The sequence below is a fragment of the Lentzea sp. NBRC 105346 genome, assembly GCF_030269605.1.
In the GTDB taxonomy this organism is placed as follows: domain Bacteria; phylum Actinomycetota; class Actinomycetes; order Mycobacteriales; family Pseudonocardiaceae; genus Lentzea.
In genome coordinates this window covers 30965-57580 of the sequence record NZ_BSTQ01000007.1, presented here as the reverse complement: position 1 = coordinate 57580, position 26616 = coordinate 30965, and the positions used below count along the sequence as shown (strand labels likewise).

The following is a 26616-nucleotide window of genomic DNA, read 5'->3' as shown; positions in this document are numbered from 1 at the left end:
GTGGACCTCTTCACGCTCACTCGGGACGAGCTGCCGTCGGCGGTGTGTCCTGTCTCCGGGCGTTGGGTGGTCTCGGGGTACTCGGCGGTGCGGTCGGTGCTGGCCGATCCCGTCACCTACCTGCCCGACAACGCCCTGACCGCCGTGACGCCCGTGCGGCCCGCCGCTCTGCGATCGCTGGTGCGGGCTCGGTTTTCCTTGCCGCCGACCTTGGCCAACAACTCCTCGTCTTCGCACACCGGGTTGCGGCGGCTGGTCGCGTCCTTCCTGACGCCCGCTCGGGTGGCTGCGATGGAGCCGCGGATCGTTTCGCTGGCTCTCGAACGGTTGGACGGGGTGGATCTGGTTTCCGATCTGGCCTGGGATCTGCCGTGCATCGTGCTGCTGGAATTGCTCGGGTTGTCCTCTGTGGACGTTCCTGCTCTGAAGGCGTGGAGTGCTGCGTCTTTGGAGTTCTTCTGGGGTGATGTTTCTCCTTCGCGACAGCTTGAGCTGGCCGGGCCGGTGGGGGAGTTCCACCAGTGGCTGGTTTCTCGCTACCACGCGCGCGACGGCGCGCTGTTCGAAGCGCTCGCTGATTTCGGCGTCTCCGCTGAGGATGCCGCCGGGCTTTGCTACTTCCTGCTGATCGCCGGTCAGGAGACGACCACGCAGCTGTTGTCGGTGGCTTTCGACCGGGCTCTGCGTGATCGTTCCTTGTGGGCTCGTCTGGGGTCGCCTGGCGTGGCCGAGGAGTTCGTCGAGGACGTGCTGCGGACCGCACCGCCGGTCGTGACGTGGCGGCGGGTGACCTCGCGGCCCGTCGTGCTGGACGGGGTGTCCCTGCCCGCCGGGGCTGAGCTGGTGTTGTTGCTGGCCGGGGCGTTCGATTCGAACGGGCGGCACATGGCGTTCGGGTATGGGCGGCACTACTGCCTCGGGGCCGGGCTGGCGCGGCTGGAGGCGGCCGTCGTGCTGCGGACGGTCGCGTCGAAGCTGCCTGACCTGGAGCTGGCTTCGTTGGAGCCGCCGCCGATGCTTCAGCTGCTGTCGTTCCGGGCGCCGCTGTCGGTGCCGGTGCGCTGCCCGATGAGTCAATTCGATGGCGAGCGTCCGCGGGTCGGTTGATGCTGGACCGATGAACCGTCAGCTGTCCGGTGTCCGTCCCACCACGATGCGTGAGCAGCTCGCCGACCTCCTCACCGACGACAAACCCGACCGCTACGGCGAGGGCGGCCCCGTCGAGGAGCTGGAGAAACGGGTCGCCGAACTGCTGGGCACCGAGGCGGCGCTGTTCGTCCCGACGGGCACGATGGCGCAGCAGATCGCGCTGCGCTGCTGGGCCGACCGGACCCACAACGACATCGTGGCGATGCACCCGACCGCGCACCCGCTGCTGCACGAGGACGAGGCGCTGACGGTCCTGGCGGGACTGCGGCCGATCCGGCTCGCGACGGACACGAGATTGATCACGCCCGAGGACGTGCACGACTGCCCCGAGCCGTTCGGCACGCTGTTGCTGGAGGTGCCGCAGCGGGAGATCGGGTTCGTCCTGCCGACGTGGGACCAGCTCCGCGAAACCGTGGAAAGTGCCCGCGAACGCGATGCCGTCGTGCACCTCGACGGGGCCCGGCTGTGGGAGAGCACGCACGGCCTGGGGCACGACCTGCGCGAGGTCGCCGGGCTGTTCGACTCGGTGTACGTGAGCTTCTACAAGTCGCTGCAGGGCATCTCGGGCGCGGCGCTGGCGGGCCCGCGGGACTTCGTCGACCAGGCGCGCGTCTGGCGGCACCGGTACGGCGGGCAGCTGTGGGGGCAGTGGCCGGCCGCGCTCAGCGCCCTGCACGGGATCGACACGGTCCTGCCCCGGCTGAAGACGTACGTCGAGCACGCCAAGGTGGTCGCGAAGGCGATGGGCGTGGCGGAGCCGCACACGCACCAGTTCCGGCTCCACATTCCGGGCGATCCGGAGCACATCAACGAGGTCAAGGGCGACTTTCTCGGCAAGTTCTTCCCGAGTCAGGTGCCGGGTGTGGCGGTCACCGAGGTCACGGTCGCCGAGCCCGCGCTGGAGTGGACGCACGACGAGGTCGCCGAGGCGTTCCGGGAGTTCCGCGCGAAGGTGTGAGGCACGCGGGGTTGGTCGGCGAACCCACGGGATGCGACGATGCCCAGGCTGTAGGGGAGTGCGAGGAAGCCGGTGGGAATCCGGCGCCGTCCCGCGACTGTGACCGGTGCGAAAGATCCGGGAGTCAGGAACTCGTCCCCCTTGATCACCGGACACGGGCGTGGACACCCGAGGAAGGACTCCCTGGAGCATGTTCCCCTTTTCGGCTGTCGTCGGACACGACGACCTCCGGCTGGCCCTGCTGCTGAACGCGGTGCACCCCGGCATCGGCGGCGTGCTCGTCCGCGGCGAGAAGGGGACCGCGAAGTCGACCATCGTGCGTGCCCTGGCCGCGCTGCTGCCCGAGCTCGAAGTCACCAAGGGCTGTCGGTTCGGGTGTACGCCCGGCACGACGGACTGCCCCGACGCGCCGCACAACGGTGACGTCGAGACCCGGCCGGCCAAGCTCGTCGAACTGCCCGTCGGCGCCACCGAGGACCGGCTCGTCGGCAGCCTCGACCTGGAGCGGGCGCTCACCGAGGGCGTGCGCGCCTACCAGCCCGGACTGCTCGCCGCCGCGCATCGGGGCGTGCTCTACGTCGACGAGGTCAACCTGCTGCACGACCACCTCGTCGACCTGCTGCTCGACGCCGCCGCGATGGGCCGGGCGCACGTCGAACGCGAGGGCGTGTCCGTGTCGCACGCGGCGCAGTTCCTGCTCGTCGGCACGATGAACCCCGAGGAGGGCGAGCTGCGGCCGCAGCTGCTCGACCGGTTCGGGCTGACCGTCGCGGTCAAAGCCGCTCGGGACGTCGAGGTGCGCACCGAGGTCATCCGGCGCCGGCTCCGGTACGAGGCCGACCCGCACACGTTCGCCCAGCAGTGGGCGGTCCACGACATCGAGCTCAAGGATCAGATCGCCCAGGCGCGCGCCATCCTCCCGCGAGTGTCCCTTCCGGACAGTGAGTTGCGCCGCATCGCCGCCGTGTGCGCGGCGTTCGAGGTGGACGGCATGCGCGCCGACCTCGTCGTCGCCCGCACCGCCACGGCGCACGCCGCCTGGCGCGGATCGGAGCGGGTCGAGGAGGCCGACGTCGAGATCGCGGTGCGGCTGGCGTTGCCGCACCGGCGCCGGCGCGACCCGTTCGACGAGCCCGGCATCGAGGAGCAGCAGCTCCAGGACGCCATGGACCAGGCACGGGAACACGCCGACGACGACCCCGGACCCGATGACGACGGTCCCGGTGGTGGCGAACTTCCCGCGCCGAATGAGGCCCCGCAAGGCAACGGGAAAGCGCCGGACAAGCCCGCGCCCGCACCGGATCCGGCGTTCAAGGCCCGCCTGCTCCAGGTGCCCGGCGTCGGTGAAGGAGCGCCGGGCAAGCGTTCCCGCGCCCGTGCGCGGACCGGACGCGTCGTACGTTCGTCCACTGTGGATGGTAGTGGTCTGCATCTGATGGACACGCTCGCCGCCGCGGCGCCGCACCAGCTCGGCCGCGGCCGCAGCGGGCCGGGGCTCGTGCTCGCGCGGACCGACGTGCGCAAGGCGGTCAAGGAGGGCAAGGAGAGCAACCTCGTGCTCTTCGTGGTCGACGCGTCCGGCTCGATGGCCGCGCGGCAGCGGATGTCGGCGGTGAGCGGCGCGGTGATCTCGTTGCTGCGCGACGCCTACCAGCGCCGGGACAAGGTCGGCGTGATCACGTTCCGCGGTGGCGCCGCCGAGCTGGCCCTGCCGCCGACCACGAGCGTCGACGCGGCGGCCACCCGGCTGAAGAAGATGCGTACGGGCGGCCGCACCCCGTTGGCCGACGGACTGCTGAAGGCGCACCACGTGCTGGAGATCGAACGGCTGCGCGACCCGTTGAAGCGGCCCCTGGTGGTGCTGCTGACCGACGGGCGGGCCACGGCGTCCGGGCTCGGCGGCGACCCGACCAAGGACGCGCTGAAGGCAGCCGGGCTCCTTGCCCCGCAGGCCGTCGTGGTGGTCGACTGCGAGAGCGGGCACGTCCGGCTCGGCCTCGCCGCCAAGATCGCCGAGGCGCTCGACGCCGCGTGCGTCACGCTCGAAGAACTCAACGCCGACCGGCTCGCCGGCGTCGTGCGCGCTGCTTAGGAGATCGTTGTGCCGCAAGGACAACCGAACGTCGTGCCGCAGGACGGCCTCACCACGCGGCAGCGCCGCAACCGGCCGTTGCTGATGTTGCACACCGGCGAGATGAAGGGGAAGTCGACCTCCGCCTTCGGGCTCGCGTTGCGCGGGTGGAACCAGGGCTGGGACATCGGCGTCTTCCAGTTCGTGAAGTCCGCCAAGTGGAAGGTCGGCGAGGAGTCGGCGTTCAAGGCGCTCGGGCGGCTGCACGACGAGACCGGCCAGGGCGGCGCCGTCGAGTGGCACAAGATGGGCGAGGGCTGGTCGTGGTCCCGCAAGCAGGGGTCCGAGGAAGATCACGCCGCCGCCGCGCTCGAGGGCTGGCACGAGATCCAGCGCCGCATCGCCGCCGAACGCCACGGCCTCTACGTGCTCGACGAGTTCACCTACCCGATGCACTGGGGCTGGATCGACGTCGACGAGGTCGTCGACACGCTGGCGAACCGGCCCGGCCACCAGCACGTGGTGATCACCGGGCGGTACGCGCCGGAGAAGCTCGTCGAGGCCGCGGACCTCGTGGTCGAGATGACCAAGGTCAAGCACCCGATGGACGCGGGCCAGAAGGGCCAGCGGGGGATCGAGTGGTGAACCGGCTGGTCATCGCCGCGCCCGCGTCGGGCAGCGGCAAGACCACCGTGGCCACCGGGTTGATGGCCGCGTTGCGCCGCAGCGGCAACCGGGTCGCGCCGTTCAAGGTCGGCCCGGACTACATCGACCCCGGCTACCACTCGCTCGCCACCGGCCGGCCCGGCCGCAACCTCGACCCGGTGCTCGTCGGTGAGTCCACCATCGCGCCGTTGTTCGTCCACGGCTCACGCGGCTGCGACATCGCGGTCGTCGAGGGCGTGATGGGCCTGTTCGACGGCCGGGTGGACACGATGGGCATCGGCTCCACCGCGCACGTAGCGAAGCTGATCAACGCGCCCGTGCTGTTCGTGGTCGACGCACGCGGGCAGAGCCGCTCGCTCGCCGCGCTGCTGCACGGGTTCCGCGGCTACGACCCGACCGTGCGGCTCGGCGGCGTGATCCTCAACCAGGTCGGCTCCGAGCGGCACGAGCAGGTGCTGCGCGACGCGTGCCTGGAGGTGGGGCTGGACGTTCTCGGTGTGCTGCCTCGTGATCCGGAGTTCGTGCTGCCGTCGCGGCACCTCGGCCTGGTCACCGCGGCGGAGCACGGGCCCGAGGCCGTCGCCGCGGTGGACGCCATCGCCGCCGCCGTCGCCAAGCACGTGGATCTCGACGCCGTGCGCGCTTTGGCGGCCTCTGTGCCCGCGATGGCCGTGCCCGCCTGGGATCCCGGTGTCTCGTCTGTTGCGAACGGTCCGCTGATCGCCGTGGCCGGCGGGGCGGCCTTCACGTTCGGCTACGCGGAGCACGTCGAGATCCTCCGTGCGGCGGGTGCTTCGGTGGTCACCGTCGATCCGCTGCGCGACTCGGCTCTGCCCGCGGGAACCGCGGGACTGGTGCTGCCGGGCGGATTTCCCGAGCAGCACGCGGAAGAGCTGTCGGCCAACTCCGCGCTCCGGACGGCCGTCGCCGAGTTCGCCCGGTCAGGCGGACCGGTGCACGCCGAATGTGGCGGGTTGCTGTACCTCGCGCGGTCGCTGGACGGCCGGCCGATGTGCGGGGTGCTCGACGCCGACGGGTCGATGACCCCACGACTGACCCTCGGTTATCGAGATGCTGTCGCTTCGGAGGATTCGGCGCTCTATCCGGCGGGCAGCCGCGTCACCGGACACGAGTTCCACCGCACCGCCCTGTCCACTCCGCACGGTGAGCGCCCCGCGTGGCGCTGGCGCGGCACAGATCACAAACCGGTCGCGGAAGGGTTTGTGGTTGGTGGAGTTCACGCGTCATACCTGCACACGCATCCCGCGGGTGACCCACTCGCGGTGGAAAGGTTCGTCCACGCCTGCCACCCGTTCGTGGAGCCGACGGCAGGCGGTACGGTCTTCGCCTAGCCCAATCCCAAGCAACCGTCGTGGGGAGCAGTCGTGACGACCGGTCGGGTCTCCTTCGTCGGTGCCGGTCCCGGTGCCGCCGATCTCATCACCCTGCGGGGTGCGCGTCGCATCGCCGAGGCCGATGTCGTGGTCTGGGCGCCGAGCGTCGTGGACGCCGAATGCGTTCGCGAGCACGCGAAACCCGAGGCCGACCTGGTCGACTTCTCGCGCGTCCCGCACGAGGAGATCATCGAGCTGTACCGCAAGGCCGCGGCCAGCCGCCTGAAGGTCGTGCGGATGCACGCCGGTGACGCGGCGACGTGGGCCGGGGTGCAGGAGCAGTTCGACAGCTGCCAGCGGCTCGGCCTCGAGGTCGAGATCGTTCCCGGTGTGTCGCCCCTCTCGGCGGCGGCCGCGTCGATCGGCCGCGAGCTGACCGGTTCCGAGCTCGCGCAGTCGATCATCCTCGCCGCGCCCGACCGGGTCGAGGGCGTCAGCGAGTTCGCCGCGCACGGCACCACCATGGCGGTGTCGCTGCCGGGTGCGCGCGCCGGGCACTTCGTGGAGAAGCTGCGCGCCGGCGGTTACGCCGACGAGACGCCGGTCGTGGTGGCGTACAAGGTTTCCCAGTCCGACGAGCTGATCGTGCACACGACCGTCGGCCAGCTGGAGCAGACGGTCAAGAAGCACAAGCTCTACCGCGCCGCGCTGTTCCTCGTCGGCCGCACGGTCGCCAAGGGCAGGTCGCGCCGCGAGCCGCTCGACGAGCCGATCCGCTCGGCGCGTCCGACGCGCTGGTCGCGCCGGGCCGCGACCCGGATCGCCTCGCGTGTCGAGGAACCGAACCCGGCGTGGACGGCGGTCGAGGAAATACAGCAGGCGGCGCGTAAGACCGCCCCGGAGCCTGTCGCGGCTCCTGCTCCCGCTCCGGTTGAGGAAGAGAAGCCCGTTGAGCCGCAGCCGAAGCCGAAGCTGACGGTGGTCGCGGCGACGAAGAAGACCACCGGCGTGCGGGCGAGTACGACGCCGCCGAAGAAGAAGCCGCCGCAGCGTAAGCCCAAGCGGGCCAACCCGAACTGATGACAGTCCAGCGTCTGCTAGACGCCTCCGGCCGTTCCGACGTCCCCGTGGTCGACGCGGCGGACGGTCTGCGCCCCGCGCTGAACCTGTGCCGCGCCCGGCCCGCCGTGGTCGTCCGCGTGGCGCCCGGTGCCGGTCCCGCCGAGCTCGGCCAGGGCCTGGCCGGCTGGCGCCGCACGCTGACCGTCGCCGGCTCCGACTCGGATGAGCTGTCCACTGTGGACCCTGCGGACGCCGTGACGCGCCGCTGGGTCGAGCCGACCGCCGTGCTGTGCCTGGCGGACACGGAGATCGCGGACGGTCACGTCGGCTGGGCGTTGCCCGACGACGCCTTCGCACACCGTGAGGTCATCGGCTCCGAGGTGCGTTCCCTGGTGCTGGCGCGGCTGGCGCCGCGACCGGGCACCCTCGTGTGGGACGTCAACGCGGGCTCGGGCGCGGTCGCGATCGAATGCGCGCGGCTCGGTGCCGCGGTGGTCGCGGTAGAGCCCGATCCCGTGCAGTGCGTGCGGATCATCGCGAACGCCTCGGCGCACCAGGTTGATGTGCGCGTGGTGGAGTCCGAGCTGCAGTCGGCGGAGCTGCCCAAGCCCGACGCCGTGTTCGTCGGTGGTGGGGCTCCGGGTGACGTCCGGACGTCCGTGGCCGTTGGTGCCTCGCGGGTCGTCGTGACGACCACGCACGTGGATCGGATCGTGCCGGCTCGGGATGCGTTGCGGGCCGCGGGGTACGAGGTCGACGGCTGCCAGCTGACGGCCGCCCGGCTGGTGGACGACGGTTTCGCGGCCGCCGCTCCCGTTGCGGTGGTGTGGGGGACCAAGCGGTGATCGGAGTCTTCGCGGCGACCGAGCGCGGTCGCCGGGACGCGGCCGTGCTTGCGCAGGCGTCCCCGCCGGGGGAATCCCTGATTTCATTTTCCCATGCGGCACCGACAGTTCGGGGTGCTGCGGCGGCGCCTGTGGACAACTCGGCGGCTGTGGGCAACTCGGTGTCTTTGGGCAGATCAGCCGCACCGGCGACCGGCTTGTGGGGGCGCAAGTGATCGGAGTCTTCGCGGCGACCGAGCGCGGTCGCAGGGACGCGGCCGACCTCGCCGGCCTCCTCGGCGCGGACGCCGTCGTCCCGGACGGGGCGCCCCGCCCCGCGCTGCACAGCCTGTGGCCGCGTCTCGGCGCGGTCGTGCTCTTCACCGACGCGGGTTCGGCGGTCCGGCTCATCGCGCCCCTGTTGCGGGACAAGCGATCCGACCCGGCCGTGGTGTGCGTGGACGACGAGTTCGTCGTGGCGCTCGCCGGCGACGCGGGGGCGTTCGCGCGGCACGTGGCGGACGTGCTGAACCGCACGCCGGTGGTGACCACCGGCGAGACGAACGAGAGCGTGCTCGACGAGCTCGTCGAACAGCTCGACGCCACGGTCGACGGCGACCTCGTCGCGTGCGCGGCGGCGGTCGAGGCGGGTGAGGTCGTGGTGCTGCGCAACCCGCTCGGCTTCCCGTTGCCCGCGTTGCCGGACAACGTCGTCGGCGCCGGCGAGGGCGCGGCGTGGGTGATCGTCATCGACGACCGGTCGGCGCCGCCGAAGGAGCACACGCTCCGGATCGTGCCGCGCACCCTGGTCGTCGGCGTCGGGTCCACGCGCGGTGTCACGGCGCAGTCGGTCGGTGCCGCGTTGGAGGGGCTCGACCTCGACGGTGGGCTCGACCTGCGGGCGATCAAGGCGTTCGCGACGGTCGACGCCAAGGCGGACGAACCGGGCATCGTCAACGCCGTGGAGGAGTGGGGTTTCTGGCACGGCGACACCGCCGAGCTGCTGACGTTCAGCACGGAGATCCTCAACGAGATCGGCGTGCCCAACCCGAGCTCGGTGGTGCGCAACTCGATGGGCACCGCAAGCGTCGCGGAGGCGGCCGCGTTGCACGGCGCGGGCACGCTCGGCACGAAGGTGGAGCTTGCGGCCCAGAAGTTCAAGCGGGACAACGTGACCGTGGCCGCGGCTCGGGTGTTGCCGCGCGGCCGGCTCGCGTTGGTAGGGCTCGGGCCGGGCACCGCGGACCAGCGCACGCCGCGGGCGGAGGCGGAGCTGCGGCGCGCGGCGTTCGTCGTCGGAACCGCGGCGGCGGTCGACGGCATTCGGCACCTGTTGCGCCCCGGCACGGAGATTCGCGAAACGGGTGCCGTCGAGCTTGCCGAAGCGGGCGCCGCGGTGGCTTTCGTAACGCTTGGAACCGGTCCCACTGTGGACAATCCGGTCGAAGCCGACGTCGTTGTTGTTCCCGGAGTCTGGGAGCGTTGACGAAAATCCTCCTTTCGTCGGGTATTAAAACGAAACTTCCTGATTAGCGTCGCCAGGCACACGGCCCACCCTGCAGGGCCCGAAAGCCTGGAGCACACATGCGACCGCGTCGTTTCGTCGCGGCGGCCTGCACCGCCGGCGTCGCGTTGTCCCTCATCCCGATCACCGCGCAAGCGGCACCGTTGAAGGAAGGCCTGCAGCTCGTCGTGATCCGCGAGTCGGCACTCGCGACGCACACCTGGTTCGTGCAGACCGTCGGTGGCAAGCCTGTACTGGGCAGCTACTTCGCGCGCCACGTCGACCGGAAGACCGGGCACGTCACCGTCGACGACGGCCGTCGTTCCGTCGCCGGCCTGACCGACGTGACGCCGTCGGTCAGCGTCGAAAGCGCCGAGCAGCGGACGAAGGGCGAGCGGTCGGGCACCAAGCTGGCCGTGCTGCCGGGTGACTCCGCGAAGCTGGTCTACGAGGTCATCTCCGACGAGGGCCAGGGATCCGTGCGCACACTGGTCGACGCGGTCACCGGTGAAGTGGTCAAGACGGAGAGCCTGATCAAGCGCATCGACGGCACCGGCAAGGTGTTCTCGCCGAACCCCGTCGCGTCGCTCCAGAACGACAAGCTCGTCGACTCCAACGACGCCGACTCGGCTGTGCCTGCCGAGGCGTACAAATCCGTCACACTGTCCGATCTGAACGGTTCGGGCCGCCTCGTGGGCAAGTACGCGCAGCTGCTCGGCACCAAGAACAAGCTCGCCTACTCGGCGACCAACACGTTCAACTACACGCGCAACAGCGACTTCTTCGAGCAGGTCATGGCGTACCACGCGGTGACCGAGGCGCAGAAGTACATCCAGGGCCTCGGCTTCACGGACATCAACAACGAGGCCCAGGACATCACCACGATCGGTTACAACGCCGACAACTCGTACTACGAGCCGAACAAGGACAAGATCACGTTCGGCACGGGCGGTGTGGACGACGCCGAGGACGCCGAGGTCGTGTGGCACGAACTGGGCCACGCGATCCAGGACGCGCAGGTGCCGGGCTTCGGCTCGTCCGACGAGGGCGGCGCGATCGGTGAGGGCTTCGGCGACTGGTGGGCGCTGATCATGTCCGCCGCCGTGCAGCAGGACACCGCGACGACTCCGCTGGCCTGCATCGCAGACTGGGACGCGATCTCGTACGCCAGCGGCACCCCGAAGTGCTTGCGCCGCACGGACACCGACACGAAGGTCGCCGACAAGACCGGCGAGGTGCACCACGACGGCCAGATCTGGTCGCGCGCGCTGTTCGACATCTTCAAGCAGTTCGGCCGGGACAAGTCGGCGAAGATCGTGCTGGAGGCCCAGTTCTCCTACGCCCCGGACACGTCGTTCGCCGCGGCCGCACAGGCAACCGTCGCGGCCGCGCGCACGCTCTACGGCGACGCGGACGCCGCCGTGGTGCAGGCCGCGTTCAGTGCTCGCGGCATTCAGTGAGTCAACTGTGAAACCGGGCAAGTCAGACGAGTGGCCCTTGTGGCACTGATCGTTCTGCGATGACGCTGTGTGTACCGCCGCTAACCGGTTACACACAGCGTCATCGGAAGGACGGCTATGGCGAAAACCCTGCGTCGCCTGTTCATGTCAGTCGTGCTGGCCGCACTCGCGAGCACCGTGGTCTCGCTCCCCGCGAGCGCGGACGTCCAGCCCAACATCGTGGGCGGCACCCGTGCCAGCACAAAGGACTATCCCTGGGTCGTGTTCCTGGCCTCGACCTCGAACTTCCAGTTCTGTGGCGGCACGTTGGTGAAGGCCAACAAGGTTGTCACCGCGGCGCACTGCGTGAAGGGCCGCTCGCCCGCCAGCACGCGCGTCGTGCACGGCCGTGACGACAAGCAGAGCAACGTCGGAACGAACGCCGCCGTAACGAAAATCTGGGTGCACCCGTCGTACACGACGGCGACGAAGGGCTTCGACGTCGCCGTGCTGACGCTCGACCGTGCGATCACCTCGGCCACCCTGCCGCTGGCGACGCCGGCCGACGCCTCGCTTTACAAGGAGGGCAACAGCGCGTTGATCCTCGGCTGGGGCACCACCTCGTCCGGTGGCTCGGCTTCGCGTTACCTGCTCAAGGCGAACGTGCCGCTGACGTCCGACGCGACCTGCAAGAAGGCCTACCCGCAGTACAGCAACCAGTCGATGGTGTGCGCGGGCTTCCCGCAGGGCGGCGTCGACACCTGTCAGGGCGACTCGGGCGGCCCGCTCGTGTTCGGCGGCAAGCTGATCGGTGACACGTCGTGGGGCCAGGGCTGCGCGGCGGCCGGCTACCCCGGCGTCTACGGGCGCATCGCTCCTTACTACGCGGCGATCAACGCCCAGCTCTGAATCAGTCCACAGTGGACGAGCGGACGGCCTGCTTCGGGTCGTCCGCTCGTTTATTCTGCCCGGTATGGCCGACTTGGAAGCATTCCCCGAGGACTGGGACACCGCGCTGTGCGTGGTGGCGCATCCGGACGACATGGAGTACGGCGCGTCCGGCGCCGTCGCGCGGTGGACCGCGCAGGGCAAGAAGGTCGCCTATCTGCTCGCATGCCGCGGTGAGGCCGGAATCGACGGCATGCCGCCGGAGGAGGCCGGGCCGTTGCGCGAACGTGAGCAGTGGGCCGCCTGCACGGCGGTCGGCGTCAGCGAGCTCGAGTTCCTCGACCACCCGGACGGGATGATGGAGTACGGCCTGCCGCTGCGCCGCGACATCGCCGCCGCGATCCGCAGGCATCGGCCGCAGCTCGTCATCACCGGCAACTATCAGGAGAAGTTCGCGGGTGGCTTTCTCAACCAGGCGGACCACATCGCCGTTGGCCGTGCGACGGTCGACGCCGTGCGCGACGCGGGCAATCGCTGGGTGTTCCGTGACCTGGAGTTGGAGCCGTGGACCGGCGTGAAGTACGTGGCGATCTCGGGCTCCCCGGACGCCGCGCACGGCGTGGACATCACCGACACGTTCGACCAGGCCGTGGCGTCGTTGCGGGCACACGAGCAGTACCTGGCCGGGCTGGGTGACAACGGCATGGCGGATCCGGACGCCTTCCTGCGTCCGTTCGCGGAGACGGCTGGTCAGCGGTTCGGGGTGGGCCTCGCGACCACGTTCGAGTTGTTGACCATGTGAGGAACAACCCTTCGGGTGGACAGCGGCGATCCCGTGTGGATGCTTCTACCCATGTCCGCTGAACAGCACTACCTGGCCGGTCTCGATCTGCGGGGCCGGCGTGTCGTCGTGGTGGGTGGTGGCACGGTCGCACAGCGCCGCCTGCCGCGCCTGGTCGCGTGCGGCGCCGCCGTCGAACTGGTGTCCCCGTCCGTCACGCCCGCCGTGCAGGGCATGGTCGACGCGGGGGAGCTGACGTGGCATCAGAGGCGTTACGAGCCCGGTGACCTCGACGGCGCGTGGTACGTGCTGGCGTGCACTTCTTCGGCCGAGACCAACGCCGCTGTCGGCGCCGACGCCTCGGCGCGGCAGATCTTCTGCGTGCGCGCGGATGTGGCGGTCGAGGGCACCGCGGTCACCCCAGCTGTCGGCAGGCACGACGGACTGACCCTGGGCGTGCTGGCCGGCGGCGACCACCGGCGTTCGGCCGCGGTGCGCGACGGCATCGTCTCGGCGTTGCGCGACGGCTCGATCGCGGACCAGCACAAGGCGCCGGTCGGCGTCGCCCTCGTCGGCGGCGGACCGGGCGACCCGGACCTGATCACCGTGCGCGGCCGTCGCCTGCTCGGCCTGGCGGATGTCGTCGTCGCAGACCGCCTGGCGCCGCGCGAACTGCTGGAGGAGCTCGCGCCGCACGTCGAGGTGATCGACGCGGCGAAGATCCCGTACGGGCGTGCGGCATCGCAGGAGTTCATCAACAACGCGCTGATCGAGGCCGCCAAGGCGGGGAAGTTCGTGGTGCGCCTCAAGGGCGGCGACCCGTACGTGTTCGGCCGCGGCTTCGAGGAGCTGCTGGCGTGCGCCGAGAACGGCATCCCCGTGACGGTCGTACCGGGCGTGACGTCGGCGTTCGGCGTGCCGGCGCTGGCCGACGTGCCGGTGACACACCGCGGTGTGGCGCACGAGGTCGTCGTCGTGTCGGGCCATGTCGCCCCGGACGACCCGCGTTCGCTGGTCGATTGGCCCGCTTTGGCGCGTTTGCGCGGAACCATCGTGTTGATGATGGCGGTGGAGCGGGCCGAATCTTTCGCTACGGCTCTTGTGTCCGGCGGTCGACCTTCGGACACGCCCGTTGCGGTGATCCAGGAGGGCAGCACGCCGGGGCAACGCGTAGTTCGGTCCACTTTGGACAATCTGGGTGTTGTCGTGAAGACCCAGGGCATCAAGCCGCCCGCGATCATCGTGGTCGGCCCGGTGGCGGCACTTGCAGACGCAAATAGTTAGAGAACTTTCCTAACAAATATTGACCGTCCGCATCTTTCGGCGGGACTCTGCCCTCACGCCGCCGTGTCACGCTTTTGCGTTTGCGGGAGGCAACATGCGCAGTCGCGTCCTATCCGTGTCGACTGTCTGTCTAGTGCTCATGGGCCTGTTGACCGCCGGAGTGGCGCAGGCGGCGCCCGCGCGTGCGTCGCAGCAGGTGTTCTTCACCTTCTACGGCTGGTACGACAACACGCCGCCGGGTGGTGACATCGCGTATCCCCAGATCCACAAGTCGGCGGGCGGCAAGGGCACGTGGGCCGACCCGATCACGTTCGCGACGTCGAGGAAAGAGGCGAAGCCGGGCACCCGGATCTGGGTTCCCAGGGTGAAGAAGTACTTCATCATGGAGGACGGCTGCTCAGCCTGTGAGCAGGACTGGGACGGCCACGGCCCCAACGGCGGCCCGAAGCTGTGGCACTTCGACCTGTGGATCGGCGGCAAGGGCGGCAACGCCATGAACGCCATCGACTGCGAAGACGCGCTCACCAACTACCACGACGACGGCAAGCCGGTGATGGAGGAGACCATCATCAACCCGCCGTCCAACCTGACCGTGGACCCGACGCCGATCTTCAACACGTCCACCGGTGAGTGCTACGGCGGTGCCAAGCCGAAGACGACCATTGGTGAGTACAAGAACGTTGCTTCCGGACAGTGCTTGTACACGCCTGCGTCTTCCGCTGGTACGCAGCTGAAGACCGCGGCTTGTGACGGGTCGGCGGCGCAGCAGTACAAGTTCCACGGTGCCTTCATGGAGCAGGGGACGAACCTGTGCACCGCTCAGTCTTCCGGCAAGGTCGTGCTGAACAAGTGCAACGGTGGGCCTTCGCAGCAGTGGTCCATCAACCCCAACCAGACGATCTCCGACATGCAGACGAATACCAAGTGCTACCGCGTGTCCGGGACTTCCGTGGTGGCCGGGAAGTGTTCGGGGAACGAGGCGAAATGGGTGTTCAAGTCTTCCGGCCCCTGATCTGACGTTCCGGAACTGTCAGACCCTTCTGGGAGAATTAGAAGCGGGGGTCCCCCTGGGCGGGGGGACTCCCGCTTTGCGTTGCGGTGCAACGGGTTCGTGGCGGTGGAGCCGCACTGTGTGGGCTCTTCAGCCCGGCGTGTTGCCTGTTCAGCCGCCCGAGTTGCGGAGTTGGGTCTGGCGGGGTTGTCGGGTCGGGTCCGCGTGTTGCCCGCTCAGTCCCGCGGGTTGTCGGGGAGGGCCTGCGGGTTGTCCGCTCAGCCTCGCGGATCGTCGGGTGGGTCCACGTTGCCCGCTCAGCCTTGGGGGTTGTCCAGTCGGCCTGCGGGATTGTCGGGTGGGGACTAGCGGGTTGTCGGGGAGGGCATGCGGAAATTCCGCTCACCCCTCGCAGGTTGTCGGGTCCGTCTGGCGAGCTGTCCAGTCGGCGTCCGCGTATCCGTGCTTGGCGCCGCGTGCTCCCCACTCATCCCCCCGAGTCGTCCCTTCGGATCCCGCCGTAGCCGGACACGGCAGTGGCGAAGGCGATCGCGGCGGCCCCTCGTGCCGAGTAGCTCTGCTGCCCCCCGCCCCTGCACGCCCCGCGTGTTGCCCTGTCAGGCCCGGCGAGTTCTCCGTTCGCGCCCCGCGCAGCGGAACATGCCGCTGGCGAACGCCGCCTGGGGCGTACGTCGTATCCGTCAAGCCGCTGCGACCTCATCCCTGCACGCTCCGCGACTCGTCCGTGCAGCAGAACGCCCCGATGGCGAAGGCCATCGGGGCGTTCCGTACTGATCAGCCGGTGCGATCTCGCGTCAGTGCTGCGTCGCGTGGCGCGGGCGGCTCGGGCGGTCGCCACGGCCGAAGCCGCGGCCACCCTCGGAGCGCTCGCTGCGGCCGAAGCCGCGACCGCCGCCGTCCGTGCCGCGGTCCGAGCGGCGCGGGCCGCCGCGGAACTCCGGACGGCCGCCGCCGGAGCCGTTGTTGCCGAAACGGCGGGGGCCGCCGCGGCGGGCGTTGGCGGGCTTCTCGCGCTCGACCACCGGCTCGCCGCTCGGGAGGCGGGCGCCGGTGATGCGGATCAGTTCCTCGTCGCCGGGGCGGACCTTGGCGGTTTCCGGGCGGATGCCCGCTCGGGCCGCCATGCCCTGGACCGCGCGGCGCTGGTCGTGCGTCACCAGGGTGACGACGGTGCCGGACTGGCCGGCTCGCGCCGTGCGGCCCGCGCGGTGCAGGTAGTCCTTCGGGTCGGCCGGCGGGTCCACGTGGACGACCAGGGACACGTCGTCGACGTGGATGCCGCGGGCGGCCACGTCCGTTGCGATCAGGACCGGCGTCGTGCCCTCGCGGAACTCGCCCAAGACCCTGGTGCGGGCGCTCTGCGCCTTGCCGCCGTGCAGGGCGCCTGCGTGGACGCCGACCGAGCGGAGCTTCTTCGCCAGGCGGTCGACGTGGTGCTTGGTGCGCACGAACATGATCGTGCGGCCCTCGCGGGCGGCGACCTCGGTGACGACGTTCTGCTTGTCCTCGGCGGACACGAAGAGCAGGTGGTGCTCCATCGTGGACACGCTCGCGGTGGGCGGCGCTACCGAGTGGGTCACCGGGGCGGTCAGGTACTGGCGCACCAGCTTGTCGACGTCGCCGTCGAGCGTCGCCGAGAACAGCAGGCGCTGGCCGTCCTGCGGCGTCAGGTCGAGGATCGCGCGGACCTGCGGCATGAAGCCCATGTCCGCCATCTGGTCGGCCTCGTCGAGCGCCGTGAACATGACCTGCGACAGGTCGCAGGTGCCCTGGCGGACGTGGTCGGACAGGCGGCCCGGCGTCGCGATCAGCAGGTCCACGCCGCGGCGCAGGTGCTCGATCTGACGCGGGAACGACGTGCCGCCGACGACCGTGCGGCACCACAGGCCGATCGCCTTCGCGAACGGCATCAGGGCGGTCTCGACCTGCATCGCGAGCTCGCGGGTCGGGACCAGGATCAGGGCACGCGGCTGCATCGGGCGCGCCTTGCCGCCCGCGAGGCGGGACAGCAGGCCGAGGCCGAACGCCAGCGTCTTGCCGGAGCCGGTCTGGCCGCGGCCGAGGACGTCACGGCCGGCGAGAACGTCGGGGAGCGTGGCGGCCTGGATCGGGAACGGCTCCGTGATGCCCGCCTCGATCAGCGCGCGCACCAGCTGGTCGGACAGACCCAGCTCGGCGAACGACGGCAGGGGGCCCTCCGGGAGCGTGCTCTCGAAGTGCTCCGGCACGATCGGCGCCTCTGCGACGCGCTGCGGACGGGTGCCCTGGCCGGTACGGCGGCGCGGCTTGCGGCTGCGCGAGCGCTCGGAACGGCCTTCGGACATGGATGGCAAAGCAAACCTCCGGGACATGGCACGTCTCGGGGATGCCCCGCGGTGATCGCGGTGCCGATCGCAAGGACGGGCCCGACGCGAATCTCGCGCCGTTGAGTGGGTGTGACGCACCGGCGATTCATCCGTCATCGGTGCACTGGACAGTCTAGCTGATCAACGCATAGGCCTTTCGCGGCGATGCCGCTGCCGGACGTGGCCTTGCGCACAGCTGTGCGCAAGGCCACTCCGGTTCAGTTCAGACCGGCCACCTCCAGCAGCGTCTCGGTGAGCGCCGCCGGGTCGCCGATCTCGGGTGGCAGCCCGCGCGCGGCGAACCAGCCCGCGACGTTCTGGACGTCGCGGTGCAGGAACTCGACGCCGCGCGGATTGGCGACGATGTCGACGATCTGCGGCAGGTCGATCAGGATCAGCCTGCCATCGTGGACCATCAGGTTGTACGCCGAGAGGTCGCCGTGAGTGAGCCCGGCCTCGGCGAGCATCATCAGCGCCGCCACCAGCTGCCGCCACAGGTCGAGGAGCTCGTCCTCGTCCGGTCGCGTCTGTGCCAGCCGCGGTGCCGCGGTGCCCTCGTTGTCGCCGATGAACTCCAGCAGCAACTCGGTGCCGCTGCGCTGCACCGGGTACGGCACCGGGGCGCCGAGCTGCCAGAGCCGGCCGAGCGCGGCGAACTCTGCGACCGCCCACTGTTCCGCGATCAGGTTGCGCCCGAACGCGGTGCGGTTGGCGATCGCCCTGGTCATGCGGGACTCCTTCATGCGTCGTCCCTCGAGATAGCCGGCGTCGCGGTGGAACATGCGATGGTCGTTGCTGCGGTACCGCTTGGCGGCCAGCAGGCACGACCGGTCCGGCGTGCCCCGTTCCAGCAGGAAGACGTCCGCCTCCTTGCCGGTCTTGACGATGCCGAGCTCACGGTCCGTCGCGGCCAGCTCGGTGACGAGCCAGTTCGGGTACGGCTTCGGACCGTGCTCGGAATCGCCCCAGGTGGACCAGCGGTCGCCGTCCGGCTCCACGTCGTCGGCGTCCTCGCGGGCGCGGGCGACCCTGGCCTTCTCCTGTTCGGTCATGCGGCCGCGCCGGGTCGGCTCGGTCTCTTCGTTGCGGCTGCGCCTGGACTTGCGCTGCTTGGTGTCGGTGTCGTCGAAAGCAGCCTCGTAGTCGAGGTAAAGATCGTGCTCGCGCACGGTGGGGTCTCCTAAGAGCTGAAGAGTGAACGCCCCACCTGCTGCGTTGCTACGCGCCAGGGGCGTGTGGACGGGTCGGTGCCACGTCCATGACAGGCGTAGACATGTCGCACCTCCTCAGTTCCCATCACGCTTCTGCGCACAGCTTGCCGGTCGTGATCTCCAGGCCGCAACCGAATTAATGGACGATCAGATCCGCCGCGTGCGGCCCGGTCGCCCGCAGGTCGATGCCCGCCTTCTGCGCGAGCTTGACCAGGCCCTTCAGGTCGCCCGGCTCGGCGCGCGAGGTCGCGATCGCCCTGGCGAGCAGGCCCTTGTGCGCCTTGTTGAAGTGGCTGATGACCTTGCCGTCCTCGGTGAGCACGCGGACCTGCGCCGCGCCCGGCACCTTCGCGAGGTTCGCGTACGCGCCGGACCGCAGGTCGACGACGAAGTCCTCCCGTTGCGCCAGAACAGGTTCCAGCACGGGCTTCCACAGCGTGCGCAGCGATCCCAAGGCGGGCAACGTGTTCCCGCCCGACAGCCGGTAGGCCGGGATCGGGTCGGCGCCGCGCACGACGCCGAACAACGCCGACGCCACCGCGAGTTTCTGTTGTGCGCGAGCACGTTCCGCCGCGGTGAGGGTGGCGAAGCCCAGCGCGTCGTACAGCACGCCGGTGTAGCGGGCGAGCGCGGGCAGCGCCGGCGACGTGCGCAGCTCGGCGTTGCGCCGGACCTCGTCGGTCTGCTTCGCGGAGATCTCCAGCGCCTTGATGCTGGCGGCCTCGTCGCGCGCGAGCTCGACGAGCGCGGTCACCAGCTTGTCCCGCGTCGGGTTCAGCTCGGGGAACGACAGCCGGTCCAGGTCCAGCGGCGACTGGTCGCCGCCGATCGCCTTGGTCTCCGACGGGGGAAGCAGCACCAGCACGGAGCGGGAGTTTAGGCCAGTCGGCCGACCACCACGAAAACGCACAGCGCGAACAGCACGACGTTCGCCGCCACCGCCTTCGGCTCCTTCAACCGGCTGTGGCTGATCGCGGCACCCACCATCACGATGGCAAGCCCCATCGCCGCCGCGGGTGTGAGCACCGGGGCGGTGTCGGTGAGCACGGGCAGGACCAGGCCCAGCGCACCCGCGAGCTCCAGCGCGGCGACCACCCGGATCACCCCGAGCGGGAAGAACACCACGCCGGTCTGGCCGGTCGCGATCATCCGTTCCTTCGACTGGGTGGACTTCAGCGTGCCGGACAGCAGGAAGACCGCCGCCAGCACGCCCTGGCAGATCCACAACGCCACATTCATCTCGGTTCACCTCTCTGCTCTCCGCAGTGGTGACGAGATGGCGGCGTCAGGTGTGACTCACCACCAGCGTCAGGTACGCCATACCGAGCGTGCCGCGCCACCCACGCAGCCGGTAACCGCGGAACGTGTCGGCCTTCGCGCGGATCTTGTCCGCCTCCGGCGAGTCCGGGTTGGCGAGCAGCCAGTGCTCCCAAGCCAGCGAGTGCTGGGACTCGAACTCGTCCCACTCGTCCAGGCTCGCCTGCGACAGGGACAGCAGCCGGTACCCGTGCGCCATCGCCAGGTCGACCAGGCCGGGCAGGTCCCGGTACTGGTCCCTGGGAATGGGCATGGCGGCGAGCTGCTCGTCCGTCGGCTCGCGCTCCCAGAACCCCTCGCCGAGCAGCAACCGGCCACCGGGCCGCAACAGCGCGCGCCCCGCGCGCAGGGCGTTCGCCGTGTGCTCGGTCTCCGCACCGCCCCAGACCTGCGAAGCGCCGTTGACGATCAGCACATCCGCCGGCCCGCCCGACCACGCCGCCACGTCCGCGACCTCGAGCTCGACGCGGTCCGCCAGCCCACGAGCGCGTGCGTTCTCGCGGCCGTGCGCGATCGCCTCCGCATCCCGGTCGACGCCGTGACCCGTCGCCGACGGATCGGCCTCGAGGATGCGCAGCAGCAGTTCCGCCCACCCGCAGCCGACATCGACGACGTGGGCGTCCTTCAACGAGCCGAGTGACCGGATGAGCCGGGCGGCCCGTTCCTCGGACAGCGGTCCGTGGAACGTCAGGTCCTCGTGCAAGGGCGTCAGTTTTGTCATCGCGTGGATCATGCCCGTGCTTATTCGGTCGAGCCACGCAATTACGGCGCGTAGCTTCGACGAGCGTGGAACTCACCTGGCGCCCGCTCTCGAAGGCGGACATCCCGGCAGTCACCGCGTTGCGCGCAGCCGTCGAGGCTGTGGACCGCACCGGCCACATCGTGTCCGAGGACGACGTCGCCTTCGAGTTCGCCGACTCCGACCTCGACTTTCCCGAGGGCTCACTCGGAGTACTCGACGGTGACGAACTCGTCGGGTACGGCCTGGTTCGCGTCCGGGGCAACGCCGTGGATGTGCACCGCTGCCACCTCGAAGGCGCCGTCCGGCCGAGTCACCGCCGCACCGGTATCGGCGGTGAACTCGTCCAGCGCCTCATCGCCTGCGCACGCGTCGTGCACCGTTCGTTCTACGCAGATCTGCCGCTGGTCGTGCAGATGCTGGTCAGGGAGAAGAACGAGGGGCACCGCGCACTGGCGACCGCACTCGGCTTCACCGACGACCGACGGTTCTACGACATGCAGGTGTCGCTCGACGCGCCGGTGCCTGTGCAGCCGGTCGACGCGGGGCTCGCGATCGTGCCGTACACCCGTGACCGCGACGAAGAGGTTCGCCTCGCGCGCAACGACGCCTTCGCCGATCACTGGGGTACCACCGCCGCGAGCCCGGAGGTCTGGGCGGAGCGTTACACGGGCATGAAATCGTTCGTGGCGGGCACCTCCTTCCTGATGGTCGACAAGGACAGTGGCGCCGTCGTCGGCTTCGTGCTGTGCCAGCACAGCGAGGCCGAGTACGCCGCCTCCGGCGTGCGTGAGTTGTGGGTCGCCGACGTGGGCACGCTGCGCCCGTACCGCGGTCGGGGAGTGGCAGGGGCACTCCTGAGCTGTGCGCTGGCCGCGGGCAGGGATGCGGGGTTCGAGCGGGCCGCGTTGTCGGTCGACTCCGCCAACTCGACGCCGGCGCTTGGGGTTTACGAGCGGGCCGGGTACCGCGTGGTCGGGTACTGGTCGGACTACGGGTTGCCGGTGTCTTCGGGTTGATGGCGGGTGGGGTCGGTGTTCGGGGGCTGATCGCGGACGGCGGCTGGGAGGGTTGCTTCTGGGCCTTGATGCCGCTTCCCGGGCCGCGCGTCGGGTGTTGGTCGGATGGCGGGGTTGGCGGTGACGGTGGGGGAGTTGACGGGTTGGCGGTGACGATGGGGAGTCGGCGGTGGGGAGTCGGCGGTGGGGGAGTTGACGGGGTTGGCGGTGACAGTGGGCGAGTTGCCGGTGGGCTACAGGTGCGCCGGTAGGCCTCTGGGGGCTTGATGCCGGTCTGGAATGTGGGCGGGTGTCGGGTAGTAGGGGGTTGGTCGGGGCGGTGGGTTGTGGGAATCGATGGCGGGCTGCGGTCGCGCAGGGTTGAGTCCGGGGACGTCATGCCGGCCTTGGGGCGAGCTGGGTCGGGTTCGGCGGTGGGTTGGCGAGGCCGGCTTTGGGAGTGCCCGGCGCGCGTGGGCGCCGGGCGCGGTGTCGGTGAAGAGCCGCGGTCTACGACTCCGCCGCCGCGATGCAGAACTGGTTGCCGTCCGGGTCGGCGAGCACGTTCCAGGTGAAGTCGCCCATGGTGTGGGTGGCGACCTCGGTCGCGCCTAACTCGAGCAGCCGCGCGACCTCGGCCTCGCGGTCCTCCGCGAGCAGGTCGAGGTGCAGCCGGTTCTTGCCGGGCACCGGGTCCGGCACGCGCTGGATGGCGACCTGCACCGCGCCCTTCGCCGTGGGCTCGAGGATGAGGTACTCCCCCTCGTAATCCCGGGCCACCGACGTGCGCAGCGCGGCCGTCCAGAAGTCGGCGAGCTTGCGGGTGTCGGTCGTGTCGATCGTGATCATTCCGATGGTGAGAGGCATGGTCGGGACGCTACTCAGGGGGTCTGACAATTTCTGACGAGAGCACAGCGGAGCACGCCCGGACGTTCGCCCCGAGCGGAACCAGTAGGCTGCTCCAACAGCCCGTGAACGAGGAGCACTCACCGTGATCACCAGGATGTCGTCGCTGTTCCTGCGAACCCTGCGTGAGGACCCGGCCGACGCCGAGGTACCCAGCCACAAGCTGCTGGTCCGCGCCGGCTACGTCCGACGCGTCGCACCGGGCGGTTACTCCTGGCTGCCGTTGGGGCTCAAGGTCCTGCGCAACATCGAGACCGTCGTCCGCGAGGAGATGGACGCCTTCGGCGCGCAGGAGATCCAGTTCCCCGCGCTGCTGCCGAAGGAGCCCTACGAGGCGACGAACCGGTGGGAGGAGTACGGCCCCAACATCTTCCGCCTCAAGGACCGCAAGGGCGCCGACTACCTGCTGGGCCCGACGCACGAGGAGCTGTTCACGCTCGTCGTGAAGGGCGAGTACAGCTCGTACAAGGACTACCCGGTCACGCTGTACCAGATCCAGACCAAGTACCGCGATGAGGCGCGGCCCCGCGCGGGCATTCTGCGCGGGCGCGAGTTCCTGATGAAGGACTCGTACTCGTTCGACCTCACCGACGAGGGGCTCAGCAAGTCCTACCAGGATCACCGCGACGCCTACATCCGGATCTTCGACCGGCTCGGCATGGAGTACGTGATCGTCTCCGCCACGTCCGGAGCGATGGGCGGGTCGGCATCGGAGGAGTTCCTCGCCGTCGCCGAGACCGGTGAGGACACGTTCGTCCGCAGCACCGAGTCCGGGTACGCGGCGAACGTCGAGGCCGTGCGCACGCCCGTGCCGGAAGCCCAGGACATCGAGGGCAAGCCCGAGGCGCAGGTCCACCACACGCCGAACACGCCCACCATCGAAACCCTGGTCGACTTCCTCAACGCCAACACCGACCGCACCTTCACCGCGGCCGACACGTTGAAGAACGTCCTCGTCAAGACCCGCAAGCCCGGCGAGAAGGACTGGCAGCTGCTGGCCATCGCGCTGCCCGGCGACCGCGAGGTCGACTTCAAGCGCCTGGAGGCCGCGCTCGAACCGGCTGAGGTCGCGATGCTCGAGGACGTCGACTTCGCCCGCAACTCGTTCCTGGTCAAGGGCTACATCGGCCCGGCTTCGCTGCAGGCGAACGGCGTCACCTACCTCGCCGACCCGCGCATCGTGACCGGCACCGCGTGGGTCACCGGCGCGGACAAGGCCGACCACCACGTCGTCGACCTCGTCGCCGGCCGCGACTTCACGCCCGACGGCGTCATCGACGTCGCCGACGTGCGCGAGGGCGACCCGTCGCCGGACGGCAAGGGTGTCCTGAAGGCCGCGCGCGGCATCGAGATCGGCCACATCTTCCAGCTGGGCCGCAAGTACGCCGACGCGTTCGCGCTCGACGCGCTCGGCCCGGACTCGAAGCCGGTCCGCATCACCATGGGTTCCTACGGCATCGGCGTGTCCCGGCTGGTGGCCGCGATCGCCGAGCAGTCGCACGACGACCGCGGCCTCATCTGGCCCCGTGCCGTGGCGCCCGCGGACGTGCATGTCGTCATCGCCGGCAAGGACGAGACGCTGACTGCGGGCGGCGAGAAGCTCGCGGCCGAGCTCGACGCGGCCGGCGTGCGGGTGCTGCTGGACGACCGCAAGGCCAGCCCCGGCGTGAAGTTCGCGGACGCCGAGCTGATCGGTGTGCCCACGATCGTCGTCGTGGGCCGCGGGCTGGCGAACGGCGTGGTCGAGGTCAAGGACCGCAAGTCCGGCGAACGGGTCGAGGTGGCCGTCGAGTCCGTCGTGCAGCACCTCGTGGAGCTGGTCAAGGGCTGAATCAGCCCTCGACCCGTTTCTCCCAGGTGCGGGCGGTCACGCCGGCCTGGGCGAGCGCTTCCTCCTTGGCGAGTCTGAGGCCGATCCCCGCGAGTATCGCCGCGGGGACGGCCCAGATCGCGAACGTGATCACGGCGTTCAGTGCGGCCGACTGCGCGGACTGTGCGGAGCTGGTGTGCCACAGGCCGACCGCGGCGTGCACACCACGGTCGAGCGCGACGCCGAGCACCGCGTAACCGCTGATGATCAGCAGGCGGCCGAACCGGTCGCGCGCGCCGCGCCTGCGGGCACCACGCCAGAAGTAGCGGCCGATGGTTAAGACGATGATCCCCCAGAACGCCATGGTCGCGCCGTCGGCGGTCCGGTCTGGCGGACCGTCTCCGCGGAACGGGTCGAACCCGCTCATGATCCGGAAGATGTACGCGACGCCGTAGACCGTCAGCGCGATGCCGCCCAGGATCAGCACCAGGCCGACCAGGATGAACAACGGGTTGGCTCGGTGCCGCATCGGGATGTTCGCCACGAGTCCACCTCCCCGGCCGAAGTATGGGCTCGGTGCGGCGCTCGCATCCATCCGGCGACCGAGTGACCGGCCGCCTAGGCGATCACTGGAGCACCGCGCGCACCACGGCGCCGGTGTCGCTGAGGTCGTCCAGGACCACGTGGGCGCCGGCCGACCGCAACTGGTCGGCCGTGCACCCGCCGGTGGCGACGGCGACGGCGGTGAAACCGTGGTGCAGCGCGGCTTCCACGTCGTGCTCGGTGTCGCCGATGACGACGACGGAATCGGCGCCACGGCCGTGCTTCACCGTGGCGAGGCGCAGCGCCTCGGTCACGAGATCGGGCCGGAACGCGGAGAGCGAGCCGTACCCGCCGATCTCGAAGTCCACGAACGTGTGCAGGTCGAACGCCGTCAGCTTCTGCCGGGCGATCTCCGCCAGGTTGCCGGTCACGACGCTCTGCACCACACCGGACACCGAGGCCAGCGCGGACAACGCCTCCGCGGAACCGCTCAACGCCCGGCCGTGCACGGCCACCTGGGGATACTCACGGGTGGCGATCTCGATCAGCGACTTGTGCAGCGAGCCCACGACTTCCTCGGTGGGCTCGATGCCATGGGACGTCAGGATCTCCATCGTGATGGCGCGTTCGGTGCGACCGCCGAACGCGGGTAACCGGACCAGGTCGAGGCCCGTCACCGCACGCAACGCCTCGCGGTACCAGTCACCGCCCATGCGGGACAGATCGACCAGCGTGCGGTCGATGTCCCACAGGACCAGGGTTCTCATGACGTCGGCGTGAGCGAGTTGATCATTTCCTGCAGCTCCGGCTCCTTGGGCAGCGGCGGGTTGCTGCCGCCACCGCCACCCTCGAGGTCACCGTTCACGATGAACGCGTGGAACTTGGTCGTGCCGACCAGCAGCAGGACCTTCACGATTCCCTTGGAGGCCAGGCACTTGTCGCCGGACGTGGTCACGGTCGCGTCGACCTGGACGCCCTCGACCGTGATGTCCTTGCCTTCCTTGGTCTTGTGCGGGAACTTCACCGGCTTCGGCGCCCCGACCGTCACGGTGGGTTTCGCGGCTCCCGTGTAGAAGTCGGTGGCGACGGCCTTCGCCAGGTCGGCCGCGACCTTGTTGATGTCACCCTTGTCCACCAGCACACCGCCGTCGGTGCCCTTGTGGAACTCCTTGCCTTCGCACTTGTACGCGCCGTACTCGGCGACACCGGTGATCGTCGCGCCGGGCATGCTCGGGATCGGGTAGCGCACGTCGGACGCCTGCCACCCCTTTGGGACGTCGTAGTTGTAGCCCAGCGCCGTGGCCACGCAGGTCATGCCTTCCTTGCGCGGCTTGCAGTCGCCGTTCGGCGGCGGGGTGGACGTCTCGGTCTCCTCCGGCGTGGCGGAGGTCGGCGTCGGAGTCTCCGAAGTGGACTGTGCGACCGGTGGTTCCTCGGACTTGTTGTTGAGCAGCAGGAACGTCGTGATGCCGCCACCGACGAGCAGCACGAGAACGACGGCGCCGATCACGAGCCAGAGCTTCTTCTTGTCCTTCTTCGGGGGCTCGTCGCCGCCCGAGAACACACCGAGCCCGCCGTACGAGCCGCCGAAGCCCTGCTGGGGGAAGCCGCCGGTCGTGGGATAGCGGTCGGTGTAGTCACCGTATTCACCCTGCCCCCACCCGGACTGGCCGGACTGGTCTCCCCAACCGCCTTGTCCGCCACCTGGGTAAGTCACGCGCAAACCGTACCTGCTCGATGTAACAGGTCTTAATTCATCCAGCGTTGACTTCAGC

Annotated in this window: 24 protein-coding genes and 1 riboswitch; of the genes, 15 read left to right on the top strand and 9 right to left on the bottom strand. The window is 69.9% G+C overall.

Annotated features, from left to right (window positions below):
- The 13 genes from QSK35_RS16805 (at position 1) to QSK35_RS16745 (ending at position 14972) form a co-directional block, all read left to right on the top strand.
- Entirely contained in the window at positions 1-1107 is a 1107-nt protein-coding gene (locus QSK35_RS16805) for a cytochrome P450 family protein (protein ID WP_285747090.1), read from the top strand.
- Positions 1108-1117: 10 nt separating this feature from the next.
- The gene (locus tag QSK35_RS16800; protein ID WP_285747088.1) at positions 1118-2107 is read left to right on the top strand and encodes a threonine aldolase family protein; all 990 of its coding nucleotides are present in this window, start codon (positions 1118-1120) and stop codon (positions 2105-2107) included.
- Between the two features lie 20 nt (positions 2108-2127).
- Positions 2128-2261: riboswitch (cobalamin riboswitch) on the top strand.
- Between the two features lie 36 nt (positions 2262-2297).
- Positions 2298-4199: a magnesium chelatase subunit D family protein gene (locus QSK35_RS16795; RefSeq protein ID WP_285747086.1), complete on the top strand. Its 1902-nt coding sequence runs from the start codon at positions 2298-2300 to the stop codon at positions 4197-4199.
- 9 nt (positions 4200-4208) lie between these two features.
- Entirely contained in the window at positions 4209-4823 is a 615-nt protein-coding gene (gene cobO / locus QSK35_RS16790) for a cob(I)yrinic acid a,c-diamide adenosyltransferase (protein WP_285747084.1), read from the top strand.
- Positions 4817-6196 (top strand): cobyrinic acid a,c-diamide synthase CobB, encoded by a 1380-nt coding sequence (locus tag QSK35_RS16785; protein ID WP_285747082.1) that lies wholly within the window; start codon positions 4817-4819, stop codon positions 6194-6196. Before cobO ends, QSK35_RS16785 begins: the two co-directional genes overlap by 7 nt.
- A 33-nt stretch (positions 6197-6229) precedes the next feature.
- Positions 6230-7258: a cobalt-precorrin-4/precorrin-4 C(11)-methyltransferase gene (locus tag QSK35_RS16780; RefSeq protein ID WP_285747080.1), complete on the top strand. Its 1029-nt coding sequence runs from the start codon at positions 6230-6232 to the stop codon at positions 7256-7258.
- Positions 7258-8085: a hypothetical protein gene (locus QSK35_RS16775; protein ID WP_285747078.1), complete on the top strand. Its 828-nt coding sequence runs from the start codon at positions 7258-7260 to the stop codon at positions 8083-8085. The genes QSK35_RS16780 and QSK35_RS16775 overlap by 1 nt, the downstream gene beginning before the upstream one ends.
- Positions 8086-8296: 211 nt before the next feature.
- The gene (locus QSK35_RS16770; protein ID WP_285747077.1) at positions 8297-9550 is read left to right on the top strand and encodes a cobalamin biosynthesis protein; all 1254 of its coding nucleotides are present in this window, start codon (positions 8297-8299) and stop codon (positions 9548-9550) included.
- Positions 9551-9648: 98 nt separating this feature from the next.
- Positions 9649-11028, top strand: coding sequence for a M36 family metallopeptidase (locus tag QSK35_RS16765; protein ID WP_285747075.1), 1380 nt, complete (start codon positions 9649-9651; stop codon positions 11026-11028).
- Between the two features lie 117 nt (positions 11029-11145).
- The gene (locus tag QSK35_RS16760; protein WP_285747074.1) at positions 11146-11916 is read left to right on the top strand and encodes a S1 family peptidase; all 771 of its coding nucleotides are present in this window, start codon (positions 11146-11148) and stop codon (positions 11914-11916) included.
- Positions 11917-11980: 64 nt separating this feature from the next.
- Positions 11981-12697, top strand: coding sequence for a PIG-L deacetylase family protein (locus tag QSK35_RS16755; RefSeq protein WP_285747072.1), 717 nt, complete (start codon positions 11981-11983; stop codon positions 12695-12697).
- Positions 12698-12748: 51 nt separating this feature from the next.
- Complete coding sequence (cobA, locus tag QSK35_RS16750) at positions 12749-13960, top strand: uroporphyrinogen-III C-methyltransferase (RefSeq protein WP_285747070.1); 1212 nt, start codon at positions 12749-12751, stop codon at positions 13958-13960.
- 139 nt (positions 13961-14099) lie between these two features.
- The gene (locus QSK35_RS16745) at positions 14100-14972 is read left to right on the top strand and encodes a ricin-type beta-trefoil lectin domain protein (protein WP_285747068.1); all 873 of its coding nucleotides are present in this window, start codon (positions 14100-14102) and stop codon (positions 14970-14972) included.
- A 794-nt stretch (positions 14973-15766) separates the two neighbouring features.
- Here the strand turns inward: QSK35_RS16745 and QSK35_RS16740 are convergent.
- The 5 genes from QSK35_RS16740 to QSK35_RS16720 all read right to left on the bottom strand — a co-directional run bounded on the left by QSK35_RS16740 (position 15767) and on the right by QSK35_RS16720 (position 20566).
- On the bottom strand, positions 15767-17296 hold the full coding sequence (locus tag QSK35_RS16740; RefSeq protein ID WP_285747066.1) for a DEAD/DEAH box helicase: 1530 nt from the start codon (positions 17294-17296) through the stop codon (positions 15767-15769).
- A 239-nt stretch (positions 17297-17535) separates the two neighbouring features.
- Positions 17536-18486, bottom strand: coding sequence for a serine protein kinase RIO (locus QSK35_RS16735; RefSeq protein WP_285747064.1), 951 nt, complete (start codon positions 18484-18486; stop codon positions 17536-17538).
- Positions 18487-18664: 178 nt separating this feature from the next.
- Positions 18665-19393, bottom strand: coding sequence for a peroxide stress protein YaaA (gene yaaA / locus QSK35_RS16730; RefSeq protein ID WP_285747062.1), 729 nt, complete (start codon positions 19391-19393; stop codon positions 18665-18667).
- A gap of 11 nt (positions 19394-19404) precedes the next feature.
- On the bottom strand, positions 19405-19767 hold the full coding sequence (locus tag QSK35_RS16725; protein WP_285747060.1) for a DoxX family protein: 363 nt from the start codon (positions 19765-19767) through the stop codon (positions 19405-19407).
- 46 nt (positions 19768-19813) lie between these two features.
- Positions 19814-20566 (bottom strand): SAM-dependent methyltransferase, encoded by a 753-nt coding sequence (locus QSK35_RS16720; protein WP_285747058.1) that lies wholly within the window; start codon positions 20564-20566, stop codon positions 19814-19816.
- 65 nt (positions 20567-20631) lie between these two features.
- Between QSK35_RS16720 and QSK35_RS16715 the strand changes: the two genes are divergently transcribed.
- The gene (locus tag QSK35_RS16715) at positions 20632-21603 is read left to right on the top strand and encodes a GNAT family N-acetyltransferase (protein WP_285747055.1); all 972 of its coding nucleotides are present in this window, start codon (positions 20632-20634) and stop codon (positions 21601-21603) included.
- 489 nt (positions 21604-22092) lie between these two features.
- On the opposite strand, the gene QSK35_RS16710 is transcribed toward QSK35_RS16715, so the two are convergent.
- The gene (locus QSK35_RS16710; protein ID WP_285747053.1) at positions 22093-22449 is read right to left on the bottom strand and encodes a VOC family protein; all 357 of its coding nucleotides are present in this window, start codon (positions 22447-22449) and stop codon (positions 22093-22095) included.
- Between the two features lie 124 nt (positions 22450-22573).
- On the opposite strand from QSK35_RS16710, the gene QSK35_RS16705 reads away from it, so the two are divergent.
- Positions 22574-24319 (top strand): proline--tRNA ligase, encoded by a 1746-nt coding sequence (locus tag QSK35_RS16705; RefSeq protein ID WP_285747051.1) that lies wholly within the window; start codon positions 22574-22576, stop codon positions 24317-24319.
- 1 nt (position 24320) lies between these two features.
- On the opposite strand, the gene QSK35_RS16700 is transcribed toward QSK35_RS16705, so the two are convergent.
- From QSK35_RS16700 to QSK35_RS16690, 3 genes are all read right to left on the bottom strand, one after another.
- Entirely contained in the window at positions 24321-24842 is a 522-nt protein-coding gene (locus QSK35_RS16700; protein ID WP_285747050.1) for a hypothetical protein, read from the bottom strand.
- 82 nt (positions 24843-24924) lie between these two features.
- A complete protein-coding gene (locus QSK35_RS16695) occupies positions 24925-25608 on the bottom strand; it encodes an HAD family hydrolase (RefSeq protein WP_285747048.1) in 684 nt (227 codons plus the stop codon).
- The gene (locus QSK35_RS16690; protein WP_285747046.1) at positions 25605-26558 is read right to left on the bottom strand and encodes a DUF8017 domain-containing protein; all 954 of its coding nucleotides are present in this window, start codon (positions 26556-26558) and stop codon (positions 25605-25607) included. Before QSK35_RS16690 ends, QSK35_RS16695 begins: the two co-directional genes overlap by 4 nt.
- Between the last annotated feature and the right edge of the window lie 58 nt (positions 26559-26616).